Source organism: Bacillus marasmi (assembly GCF_902168435.1).
Taxonomy (GTDB): domain Bacteria; phylum Bacillota; class Bacilli; order Bacillales; family Cytobacillaceae; genus Bacillus_BU; species Bacillus_BU marasmi.
Window position 1 is genome coordinate 1 of sequence record NZ_LR656197.1, and the last position, 11727, is coordinate 11727.

Here is an 11727-nt window from a genome sequence, read left to right on the forward strand (position 1 = left end):
TTGGGTATGAACTTAATTGTTTTAGAGGACTCGGGAGAATTTGCTAGATGTATGTATTGTGCAGATATTAATGATGACAGAGTATTTAGTTGGGAAAGGGGGGGAACAGATTTACACCCAAGATATAATACATTTGATGACTATGTAATAGACATATTTCAAGAAGGAATTGATAACTGGTAAAAAACAATGAGGTTAATCCAGGGGATACTTATGAATCAATTAACGGACTCGTACAAATTCGTAAGTTTAATGCAGTAGTAGTGATTAAAGAATAGGTGCCTGTGACCGCCCGAATGTACCGGGAAGGAAAAAGTTAGATGAATGAAGAACAATTAGATAGATTATATCAACTGATAGCAGGAGTTGTTGTAGAAACTATTCCAGAAGAATGGTCTAAGGTTTATTTACATGGTGAGGTTGTTGAAGGATCTCAGACTGCATATTTTTATTATTATCCCGAACGCAGTGATAAACCCATATACAGTCATGAAATAACTGAACTATTTACAGTTAATGAACTTGAATACACAGAAAAATGGCATCAAATAGTTGATTTTATTCAAGAACTTTGGAGAGCGTTTAAAGATAATGGCCATGAGCCTTGGACAAATTTCACTATGGTCTTTGATAATATAGGAAATTTTAATATTGACTTTAATTATGATGATCTTTCAAAGATAGACTCTCTTGAAAGGAAAACTATTTGGAAGTATGAGCATCTAGGCATCATACCTAAAAGTAATTCTGGGAAAAGGCATTTAGAAAAATACCTCTCTACACTGGAATAATTTCTTCGAAACACGGGGAAACAAGGGAATGGGTCGAAAAGGACCCCCTTTGTTTCCTTTTTTTGGTTCGTAAAGAATATCTTTTGGGAATCTCCCCAGTTAATTCCAATTAATATTTAATGCAGTAATGTTCTACTAAAAAACATTTCTTTAAGTACTTAGTCTTTATGTAAACACGTTAAAATCAAGATGTAGGAACAAGGGACGGTTCCAGTGTTTCCCTAATATATTCCATTTTTAAAAAGCGTAAGCATTAAATGGTCACTACCGATAATTTCGAAGGAGACCTAAGTAATTATTGAGTTATATTGTAAATACAACACCGCAAAAGGCCAGTACATAGAACCATTACTCTCTGTATGGCCTTTTTTATATGGAAAATTTAAATGAATGAATGCTGACGTGACTAATCCGGTGTTAGTGATAATATGGGGAAGCTAGGCTTAAGTTCCGGTGTGAAAGGTGGCGTCCAACAGGGAGCTACTTCTGGTATTAGTAACTTAGTAGAAACCGCATCCAAGTTTGGAACAGACCGCCTACGACGAGCAGAAGCAACCTTCCAAAACGGCGCCAATATTGTGAAAAATAAGGTTATAAAAGAAACAATAGAAGTAGCACAAGTCGCGGATAAAGTGGCTACTGGAGCGAAAAACCTTAACCCACTTCGAATAAAACTTGTGGAAGATACAATGGGCAATAAAGTATTTGCTCATGTTTCAGCCGTCAATACACATAGTATTGAAAATGGTTTAAGAGATTATGTAAGTAGGATTGAAGGGGTTAAGGTTGGTAGTGGGGGAACTAAGGGTACGGTAAAATTGATTACAATCTAGCTAAAGGATATATTAGAGATGTTGAGTCAAAAACTGGATTGAAACTTTATAAAACACAAATAGAAAAATTAAAGGACGCATTAAGAGAAAATATATATGAAAAAATGACACCATTGGAAACTTTAAAACACAGAAATAAATTCAATAGTGTAAAAAATAAATTGATTAAAGAATGGGAAGAAAACACGGGACAAACTTGGCCAAGATACACTAAAGAAATTTATGATAAAAAAGGAAGATTAGCAAGGGATATAGGTCAACCATATGATGCTCATCATATTATTGATAATAATTTTGGTGGTCCTCGTGAATGGTGGAATATACACCCTGCTAAATTTCCTGATGAACATCAGGCGGGAATTCATGGTAAAGGTTCGCCATCAAATATGTTATTTTCAAGGGGGGAGTTTTAATGGCTACATTTGATTTTTTGAAAAATGAGAAACATAAATTTATTAGGCTACAAGAAAAAGAACTGTTAAATGCTGAAGAAAGACTTGGGTTTGAGTTACCTAAAGGACTTAGAGATTTTTACTTAGAAGTTGGCTATGGCTTTATAAAAGGAAGCAATGGGAACGCAATAAATAGATTTATGGATCCAGATACTATAGCTGATATTACTTTAAGAGAAGGTATTTACGAGTTTGATCCAGATTTAGAAGGAATATATGAGGAGGATGATAAATTAGTGTTTTTTGAAGTAAATGAGGGGGTATATTTAACTCTTGATTTAAATTATCCGAAACAATCTCCTGTATATTTTTTTGATACCCAAATTGCTGGTTCATTGGAAGAATTTACAAGAAAGATTAATGAGGATGCAGAGTACTTTATGGATATGGTTGAATAATACTTCAAGGAACAAGGGACGGTTCCAGTGTTTCCCTAATATATTCCATTTGTAAAAAAGCGTAAGCATTAAATGGTCACTTCCGATAATTTCGAAGGAGACCTAAGTAATTATTGAGTTATATTGTAAATACAACACAGCAAAAGGCCAGTACATAGAACCATTGCTCTATGTATGGTCTTATTTATATATAAAATTTATATGAATTAATGAATGATGACGTAACTAATGCAAGATTACGTATAAAATATTTAACCAAACTATCCTCAACCTCCTGCAATCTGGCAATCTAAAATATTCTCTTGAAGAAACCCTTCCTTCTTTCCACCTTACATTTTTCAACAACGTTTACAATGTTACAGGTTATTTGCAAAATTTTTAAATTTTAGTAAATGGGAATATTTAGGGAAACGTCGGAACCGTCCCCCTGTTTCTTTTTTCAACAACGTTTACAATGTTATAGGTTATTTNTAAAATATTTAACCAAACTATCCTCAACCTCCTGCAATCTGGCAATCTAAAATATTCTCTTGAAGAAACCCTTCCTTCTTTCCACCTTACATTTTTCAACAACGTTTACAATGTTATAGGTTATTTGCAAAATTTTTAAATTTTAGTAAATGGGAATATTTAGGTAAACGTCGGAACCGTCCCCCTGTTTCTTTTTTCAACAACGTTTACAATGTTATAGGTTATTTGCAAAATTTTTAAATTTTAGTAAATGGGAATATTTAGGTAAACGTCGGAACCGTCCCCCTGTTTCACACAAGTTTGGATCAGAACGCTTGAGACATGCAGAAGCAGCCTTCCAAAACGGCGCTAATATCGTGGGAAATAAGGTTATAAAAGATACAATAGAATTAGCACAAGTCGCGGATAAAGTGGCTACTGGAGCGAAAAATCTTAACCCACTTCGAATAAAGCTCGTGGAAGATACAATGGGCAATAAAATATTAGCCCATGATTCAGCCGTCAATACACATAGAATTGAAAATGGTTAAAGAGATTATGTAAGTAGGATTGAAGGAGTTAAGGTTGGTAGTGGGGGAACTAAGGGTACGGTTAATGGTATTCCCAAAAATGAATATAAAAATTTGAGGTAAAGACACCAAGTAACGATATAAGAAAAATGGTTAATCCAGATGGTCCTAAAGTAGACCCAGTATACGGGTATGAAGTTGATAAGTTTGAAGCAGACCATATTGTTTCAATGAAAGAAATAACTGAAATGGATGGATTCAGTAGGTTAACTAGAGAACAACAAATAGAAATTCTAAATCTAAAAGATAATTTTGTTGGTCTTGGAAAATCTTCGAATGCATCTAAGGGGGCATATAGTTGGGCTGATTGGAAAGGACATTCTAAGATGGGAGAAGTTCCTGATAATGTTAGAATGGAAATGCTAGAAAAAGAGAAACAAGCTAGAGAAGCTCTAAAAGTAGCTATAGAAGAGAGGTTGAGGTAATGAAGAAATTTGAAAAGATTATTATGGGTAAAACAATTATAGTGACTGCTGAAAAAGAATTAGAACCTCAAATAGAAATTTTGTTTACTATGTTAGAACAGTTAGATAGTAATAAATTAATTCATGGATTTTCTATACAAGTCGGTTGGTCCGTCTATTTTTTACATGAGAGAGAAACTGGGAATTTTATACTGACTACTCCTGACTACGCTAGAAATCCATTTGAAGATATAACAGAAGATTTAACTTTAGCATTGTGGGTACAACTAGAACAAAGTCATTTTTTGAGAAAGATAAATGTTGAAGGTTTATCAATAAAATTTAGTGATAAAATCATACTTACTAAAGGAGTACTAGAACTCGAGAAAATATATTTACAAAGAAATGGGGATGTTGAAAAGGGAGATTCAGGTTGGTATATAGGCCCTGTAGAAGATAATAATACTACAGAGTTGTATGCTCTATATGCTTATCAACTACTAAAAATTAGACCAGAAATCATTCAAGTTCTTGCACTACCAAATGACTATATGGTTGTTTTTGAAGGTAATGAAATAAAAGCAGTGTTAAACGAAAACGATGTAGATATTTTTAGAGGATCTATATAGATTTTATTTACGGAAATCTTAAGATACACAACTAAACTATACATGAAGTAAAACATTGAATAAGGCACTTGATTGTCTACTATAGGCAACAAGTGTTTTTTGTTTTTTAAGGAACAAGGGACGGTTCCAGTGTTTCCCTAATATATTCCATTTGTAAAAAAGCGTAAGCATTAAATGGTCACTACCGATAATTTCGAAGAAGACCTAAGAAATTATTGAGTTATATTGTAAATACAACACATCAAAATGCCAGTACATAGAACCATTGCTCTATGTATGGTCTTATTTATATATAAAATTTATATGAATTAATGAATGATGACGTAACTAATGCAAGATTACGTGTAAAATATTTAACCAAACTATCCTCAACCTCCTGCAATCTGGCAATCTAAAATATTCTCTTGAAGAAACCCTTCCTTCTTTCCACCTTACATTTTTCAACAACGTTTACAATGTTACAGGTTATTTGCAAAATTTTTAAATTTTAGTAAATGGGAATATTTAGGGAAACGTCGGAACCGTCCCCCTGTTTCTTTGTCTTCCGAAATAAGGGGGGAATAAAGATAAAAAAAATAAAAGTAATGGATGATGCGATTATATATTGGGATGTTTTAGATTGTGACGATGAGAATGATGAAAATGAGGATTGGGACATCCAATTTGAAGGCTGAGAATGAATACTGCAAATGGGAAGATAAAGAAAGTCGAATCAAAATGCATCGGTATATTATACAGAATTCTTTACAGTGGCAATGTAGAGGCTGGAATGAATCGGAAAACTAATAGACTAATCTCCTTATATTAAGTTAGGAGGCTAGTCTATTTATTTTTTTATAAAAAAATAATTTAAGGAAATTTTAAGATGAATTTAATTAAGATTTTCAATTAATCACTGAAAATAATGAATAGAGATATTGAGAGCATATACAGGTGAGAGGAGAAAATACACGATGCTTCTTTATGCGATCATAACGATAAATTTAGCTTTTTTGTTATACACGCTTGGTGTTTGGAGTGAAAAACAGCAGGGCAGCTTGAAAAAATGGCACTTATTAATCTTTTGGTTAGGGCTTGTTTTTGATACTGTCGGAACGACGTTGATGAGTATAAATGAAAGTGGCTTTGAATTCGATTTACATGGGATTACTGGAACGCTTGCTATTTTATTAATGCTATTTCATGTTGTTTGGGCGTCATTTGTGATCATTGCAAACAACCAAAAAGCTCAGATGCGCTTTCATAAAATAAGTCTAGTTGTTTGGATGATTTGGATCATTCCATTTTTTACTGGGGCTATTATGGGGATGAGTGCATAGTGGTTTGTAATATCAAAACAAATATCATATTCATTTTCAAAATGAAAATCAGAATCAATATAAATCAATGAAGGTATTCTGTAACGATGAAATGTCCTTTTTATTTTTCAAAAGTAAAACTGCTAAAGACATAACTATCAAGAAAAAAATTTACCGTTCGCATTAGAAAAAAATGGTGCCTGTCACCGCCCGAAAAATATTGTTTCACAAAGATCTGTGAAACAAGAAAAATCGGGTGGTGACAGGCACTCTTGGTTAAACTCGCAAATAAATTGGTAATATTTTACTTATGAGGAATTTAAGGTGAAAAATTGATATTTACACTATTACTCTACTAAATATAGTAAAATGATTTTATTCAATTTATTAATAGAGGTGCGCAATATGCTACAAAAAAAGTATCAAAAATCATCGGGGATTATACTTTTACTCCTTTCATTCCTTATAGTATTTACTAGTTGTTCACAACAAAGTGATACAGGAAAGAATCAAGATGGAAGCAAAAAGGAAGAATCCACTGTTGAAAGCAAAAAAAGTACATCTGACGATGAAGCCGAAAAAACTGTTAGTGAAAGCGTTCCTGCCAATAGTGCACAAACGACAACAAGTGTTAATGGTGACTTTGACTACAGCAAATATACACTTATTGAAGTAGATGGTGGAGATTTATCAGGTTATCGAAAGCCGAATTCAAGAGTTGATATTGGGTTTGGAGACAGGGAATATTGGGCTTTTACGAATGAATACGGACAGCTCATTCGTGTCGAGGCGAAAAAGATAACACTTCAAAATTCGAAAACTGAAGATGTTTTATCGTCTGGGCGATACTATTCTGATGAAGCAAAGGTTCCTGGTACAGAGAGCCCAGACTTAGATGAAGGGCATGTGATTGCTGACGCACTTGGGGGAGTATCAAACGCATATAATATTACACCTCAAAACAGCATTCTCAATAGGCACGGCGATCAGGCTTATATGGAAAAAGTGATTCGAGATGCAGGAGGATGTACAGATTTCGTTGCAGAAATTCAATATCCAAATACTCAGACGCAAATTCCTAGCCACTATAAATTCACATACAAAATCCATGGCAGATCCATCACAGATGAATTTGATAATGTAAACCCAGATGAAGTGAACAAAAATTTAGGGATTACGACTGGTGGAAGCAATACGCCACCTCAAACAAACACTGTACCAGCAAACGAACCAGTAAGTAGTAATGAAGATGTTAGTAAGGTGGATACCAATCGTGATGGAAGAGTCACAATCGCTGAAGCTAAAGCGGCTGGCTTTAAAATGCCGATCACGCGCGATTCATGGCTCTACAAATATATGGACGACCGAGATGGTGATGGACTAGTAGGTGAGTAAACAAATCAGATATTTATACACATGCTTCGACAAACGGCGCTTTCCAAGTACAAGGAGAGCGCTTTTCTTTTTAGGAACCGTCCCTTCGTTTCTTCAAAAAGCAATAAGTGAAACCAAGGAAAAATAGCTAAGCTTTGATATAATTGTCGCATAACAAGCGACCTTAACTACTGTTAAATATATTAATCTAATGATGTGTAATCCCCATGATTTTAATTAAAGGTAGGGATGTTTGGTGGCCATAAATTATAAACAATGTCCAAAGTGCGAGTCTAAGAATTCAATTAAAATAGTGTATGGAGAACCTAGTCATGAATTGTTTTTGGAAGCAGAAGCAGGGAAGGTGAAATTGGGTGGTTGTTGTATTTCGATAGGTGATCCAGATTATTACTGTAAGGATTGTGAGTTTACCTGGAATAGGGAACAAGCTATTGATGCTGCATATGCTAAAATCAAGGTAATTAAGGCATCAATTGGTGGGTATTTAGATGGTTATTATCATGCTGTGGTAGATCTCGAGAATAAAAAAACTACTTGGAGTTTTAGTCTTTACGGTGAAGGGATAGAATTTGAGAAGTCTATTAGAAGAAGAACAGCAGAAAACTTTATAGAACAATTGAAAATGGTAGATTTGCTGAATTGGAAATCAAGCTATGTTGAGCCTGGAGTCTGTGATGGTACGCATTGGAGTTTGGAAATTGTAACTAATAGAAGAACGATTAGGAAATATGGTGATAACAAATTTCCTAAAGAATGGGATATGTTTTGTTCTTTAATACAGCGAGTAGTTGGGAAAACGTTTAGTTGAAGGGCAATTGTTTTTATTTTTTTTGAAAAGAAGGAACTTTGGATAGATTTATGGACTGAGGTTCTAAAGAAGATTAACGATTCAACACCTAAGCCAAGTTTTCAAACATGGTTTGTAGATACGACTACTGAAATAAGTGATGATGTCATTATTATAAAAACAAAAAAACGAATTTGCGGTTGATTGGTTAAAAGAACGATATAAAACGTTAATTTTTGAAACGGTTCGAGAGGTTGCGTGGAAGACCTGTAAGCTTGATTTTACATCATAAGACATTGAGGTAAACAAGAAAAGTCCCCATGAGAAATCATTAATTAAATAATATTTGATCGTCTTTACCTTATAAAGGTTCATTGTTAAATAACATAAAGAAACAAAAAAGGTCAGAACATAGAACCATTATTCTATGTCCTGACCTTTTTGTATGAAGAAACCAACGAACCACTAAACTATTTCTCTTTTAAAATCATGGAATAAATTATCAATTTATTTAAATTCAACCAAAAAAGACATAATTAATCACATAAAAGTATAGTAAAATAACAATAAAATGATAGTATTTAATTCCTAAAAAGAAGGTAGATTATGATGGCGGTAGCAAATCCGATAGAACTATTGAATGGCACACCAATAAATCCTGAATTACCTCCTTCACAATCATTAATGCAGCAATATGAAAAGATGATTGTAACAACTTTATTGCGGTCTTTTGCCCTCGATTTTATGATTAAGGATCAAGATGGCGGTAACGTGGACACTCCATTAACAGCACGGGAGTATGGTTTGAAGGATAATGAAGCAAAACTGCGATATAAGAATCGTGGGGATTATAAGGAACACAAAAATAATTACCACAGTCATAAAAATTATATTCATCATAATCGTCAAGCATCTGAGCTTAAAGATCAGGGCCAATTAACTGACGCATATACTGGTCAAAAAATTTCACGAAATGAAAAGTATGATCTCGACCATACTATTGCTGCCAAGGAAATCCACGACGACCCGGCAATTTATTTAGCGGGCTTAAACGGGGTGGATTTGGCGAATGCAGATACCAATTTGAATCATACCAATAGCTCGATCAATCGTTCGAAAAAGCAAAAATCGATGACGCAATACTTAGCTGAACTAAAGGAAAGAGAAGCTACATATGACGCACGGATTACAGAATTACATAACAAACAGAATTTATCCGACAAGGAAAGAAAAGAGTTAAACAAGCTAACCAACCTCCGAAACGCAGATAGTGAGAAAATGAGGGAAGTAGATGATCATGCGCGAAAAGAGTACGACAAAGGTATCAACAAGGCCTATTTAAGTCAAAAAGAAACCTATATCAACGTTGGAAAAGATGCGATGAAAACTGGTTGGAAGATGGGGGCCCGACAGGCTCTAGGGATTATATTGGCCGAGGTTTGGGCGATTGTCCGAAAAAAGTTTCCTAGTTTGATTGCCAAAATGAAAGAACAATTTTCACTGAAAGAGTTCTTTCTTCAAGTGGCCGATGTATTTAAAGAAGCTTTCGAGACGGTTAAGAAGAAATTTAAAACACTTATTGCAAGCTTTGCGAATGGGATGCTAGCCGGTGTTCTATCTTCTATTTCAACGTTTATGATGAATTTTTTTATGGGGACTGCGAAGAACGTTGTAAAAATGATTCGGGAGTTTTGGGGCAGCATTACAGAGGTGTTTAATCTATTAGTTTTTAATAAAAATCAATTACAGCCTGGAGAACTCATTCGGGCGATTTCGAAAATTCTAGTGATGGCTGCTGCGGTTATTGCTGGTACCTATGTTGAGGAGCTTTTATCGAAAACGGGAATTCCAGATATACCTGTTATTGGTGAGGCTTTAACGATTTTCTTAAGTGGGTTAACGACCGGGTTGATTAGTATTTCACTGGTTTATTTTATCGATCATTCTAAGGAAGTTGAGACACTTGTAAAGTATTTAAATACTTTTGCCGACCAATTGGAACAGAAAAGAGAATACTACGCCGAGTTTAATAAAATTTTAAAACAAAAGGTTAGTGAATTGGCGCAGTTGCCTATTGAGGAACTGGATCAACAAATTGCGCATGTCAGCATGATGACTCGTGAAATGAATCTTGCCGAAACTGATGAGGAAATGAATAAAATTGTCTCTAAAGCGGTTAAAGATATGAGGCTTAAGCTACCTTATCAAGATGAAGAAGGCTTAAGAGAATTCATGCTAGATAGAAATGCATTATTACATTTTGAATAGGGGTTCTGTGTAATGGGGATTTTTGATAAGCTTCGTGATTTAAAGCTTGACATAGAAATAAAGGCTTCGGATATCCGCTATGCAGTTAGCGACAAATTTGATGATGTCAAATACTTCGTTGAAGATAAAGTTGATGACGTCAAATATTTCGTTGAAGATAAAGTTGATGATGTGAAATATTTTGTCGGTGATAAAGTAGACGATGCAAAGTACTTTGTTGCGGATAAAGTAGACGATGTGAAAGAATTTGCAGGTGATAAGTTAAAAATCAAATCAAAGGGCGATGTAGCGGAAATTGCTGCTAATATTCTTTTTCCAGCACAAATTCCGATCAAAATGCTTATGAGTTCACTTGGAAAAAATGCAGCTGCGAATATTCAAGATAAAAATGATCTGTTATTAAAACATGTTCAAATGCTTGAAAACCTACAAATTCGAGGTGAAAAGCTAGAAAAGGAAGTTCAAGACAATCTTTCTAGTATACGATTAACAAAGACGGAGCTTCAATCACACTTAACGATTTTTGCAGATTTATTTGAGCGGATTCATAATCGTCCTACTTATCGTATTCAATACGCTGGGGCATCATTTTCTTTAGTTGAACTTTTCGACCGTTCTGTGCAAGAATTGGATTTTGCTAGATTTGATGACTACTTAATCAATCTATATGACGAGGAAGCTGGCATACTTCAAGGGTTGCTGCGCACACCTGTTTTTGCGGCGATTTTAAAGTTTCGTGAAAAAACGCTAATTAATAAAATCGATAACGTTAAGTACGAGGTAGATAATTGCATAATCAATTTAAGATCACTTGTAAAATATTTAACCAAACTTTCCTCAACCTCCGGCAATCTGGCAATTGAGTTAAATGCAATTCTGGATATTTTTAAGAATCAATTAAACAAACTTTCAGAGATTGTCGGTAACAAGAACGATTTTAGCCAATTTAAAGAAAAAGAAATCACGGTCTTGGACACAAATATAAAGCTAGTCCGAATAATTGTCACTCTTTTGAACATCCATATTTTCAGCAAGGATGAAATAGACGAAAAAGGCTTTACCAAAATCAATACAGAAGAAGTTGAACATAGCATCAACGAATCTGAAAAGGTAAGAATTGCAGTTTGAGAATATGGGGATGGCTCCTTTGTTTCCCTAATATATTCCATTTGTAAAAAAGCGTAAGCATTAAATGGTCACTACCAATAATTTCGAAGCAGACCTAAGTAATTATTGAGTTATATTGTAAGGATTGAAGGGGTTAAGGTTGGTAGTGGGGGAACTAAGGGTACGGGTGAAGTTGCGGGGCTTAAATCCAGAAAATTATCTTCTGAACAAATTGAATTAGATTGGCTAGCTGACAAGTATACTGCTGTAGAAGTAAAAGGAACAGTTAAAGTTGGTGGAAAGGAAATAGATGTATCCAGAAGAG

General features: G+C 34.4%; 13 protein-coding genes and 1 pseudogene. All 14 read left to right on the forward strand.

The genetic code is table 11. The annotated features are described in order from the left end of the window. Positions 1 to 183: SMI1/KNR4 family protein (locus FXW34_RS23220; RefSeq protein WP_147536264.1), on the forward strand; the 183-nt coding region annotated here is incomplete at its 5' end. A 137-nt stretch (positions 184 to 320) separates the two neighbouring features. After that, positions 321 to 791, forward strand: a complete 471-nt coding sequence (locus tag FXW34_RS22545; protein WP_147536265.1) for an antitoxin YezG family protein — start codon at positions 321 to 323, stop codon at positions 789 to 791. 428 nt (positions 792 to 1219) lie between these two features. Further along, a complete protein-coding gene (locus tag FXW34_RS22550) occupies positions 1220 to 1624 on the forward strand; it encodes a hypothetical protein (protein ID WP_147536266.1) in 405 nt (134 codons plus the stop codon). A gap of 38 nt (positions 1625 to 1662) precedes the next feature. Then, a complete protein-coding gene (locus tag FXW34_RS22555; protein WP_281292956.1) occupies positions 1663 to 2037 on the forward strand; it encodes an HNH endonuclease in 375 nt (124 codons plus the stop codon). Next, positions 2037 to 2474, forward strand: coding sequence for an SMI1/KNR4 family protein (locus FXW34_RS22560; RefSeq protein WP_147536267.1), 438 nt, complete (start codon positions 2037 to 2039; stop codon positions 2472 to 2474). Before FXW34_RS22555 ends, FXW34_RS22560 begins: the two co-directional genes overlap by 1 nt. 785 nt (positions 2475 to 3259) lie before the next feature. Beyond that, complete coding sequence (locus FXW34_RS22565) at positions 3260 to 3475, forward strand: hypothetical protein (protein ID WP_147536268.1); 216 nt, start codon at positions 3260 to 3262, stop codon at positions 3473 to 3475. A 128-nt stretch (positions 3476 to 3603) separates the two neighbouring features. Then, complete coding sequence (locus tag FXW34_RS22570; RefSeq protein ID WP_147536269.1) at positions 3604 to 3939, forward strand: hypothetical protein; 336 nt, start codon at positions 3604 to 3606, stop codon at positions 3937 to 3939. Beyond that, a complete protein-coding gene (locus FXW34_RS22575) occupies positions 3939 to 4547 on the forward strand; it encodes an immunity protein Imm33 domain-containing protein (protein ID WP_147536270.1) in 609 nt (202 codons plus the stop codon). The genes FXW34_RS22570 and FXW34_RS22575 overlap by 1 nt, the downstream gene beginning before the upstream one ends. A gap of 953 nt (positions 4548 to 5500) precedes the next feature. Further along, positions 5501 to 5866: an HsmA family protein gene (locus FXW34_RS22580; protein WP_147536271.1), complete on the forward strand. Its 366-nt coding sequence runs from the start codon at positions 5501 to 5503 to the stop codon at positions 5864 to 5866. A 384-nt stretch (positions 5867 to 6250) separates the two neighbouring features. Next, positions 6251 to 7240, forward strand: a complete 990-nt coding sequence (locus FXW34_RS22585) for a DNA/RNA non-specific endonuclease (protein ID WP_147536272.1) — start codon at positions 6251 to 6253, stop codon at positions 7238 to 7240. A 316-nt stretch (positions 7241 to 7556) separates the two neighbouring features. Beyond that, complete coding sequence (locus tag FXW34_RS22590) at positions 7557 to 8048, forward strand: hypothetical protein (protein WP_147536273.1); 492 nt, start codon at positions 7557 to 7559, stop codon at positions 8046 to 8048. 588 nt (positions 8049 to 8636) lie between these two features. Then, a complete protein-coding gene (locus FXW34_RS22595; protein WP_147536274.1) occupies positions 8637 to 10295 on the forward strand; it encodes a hypothetical protein in 1659 nt (552 codons plus the stop codon). 12 nt (positions 10296 to 10307) lie between these two features. Next, a complete protein-coding gene (locus FXW34_RS22600; RefSeq protein WP_147536275.1) occupies positions 10308 to 11423 on the forward strand; it encodes a hypothetical protein in 1116 nt (371 codons plus the stop codon). Positions 11424 to 11528: 105 nt separating this feature from the next. Further along, a pseudogene (locus FXW34_RS22605) lies at positions 11529 to 11727 on the forward strand (HNH/ENDO VII family nuclease); the annotation flags it as partial.